Origin of the sequence: Vibrio galatheae (assembly GCF_000967545.1) — a bacterium.
In the GTDB taxonomy this organism is placed as follows: Bacteria; Pseudomonadota; Gammaproteobacteria; order Enterobacterales; family Vibrionaceae; genus Vibrio; species Vibrio galatheae.
In genome coordinates, this window is sequence record NZ_JXXV01000057.1 from 1 (window position 1) to 268 (window position 268).

Sequence of the window (268 nt, forward strand, 5' to 3'; positions counted from 1 at the left end):
AATCCTGCACGACCCACCATTTTCAAGCTGGGGCTATAGCTCAGCTGGGAGAGCGCCTGCCTTGCACGCAGGAGGTCTGCGGTTCGATCCCGCATAGCTCCACCATCTTGAAAATCTTCTTCCACAAGAAGTAAAACTAATGTGGGCGATTAGCTCAGTTGGGAGAGCACCTGCCTTACAAGCAGGGGGTCACTGGTTCGAGCCCGGTATCGCCCACCATCTTTAAGTGTTTTCTCAATAGAGAATATTTAAAAATGGTTACCTCATT

The 268-nt window shown here is 49.6% G+C and carries 2 tRNA genes; both read left to right on the top strand.

Annotated features, from left to right (window positions below):
- The first annotated feature begins 29 nt into the window (after window positions 1-29).
- A tRNA-Ala gene (locus tag TW81_RS18705) sits at window positions 30-105 on the top strand.
- A gap of 38 nt (window positions 106-143) precedes the next feature.
- Window positions 144-219: transfer RNA gene (locus tag TW81_RS18710), tRNA-Val, on the top strand.
- Window positions 220-268: the final 49 nt, after the last annotated feature.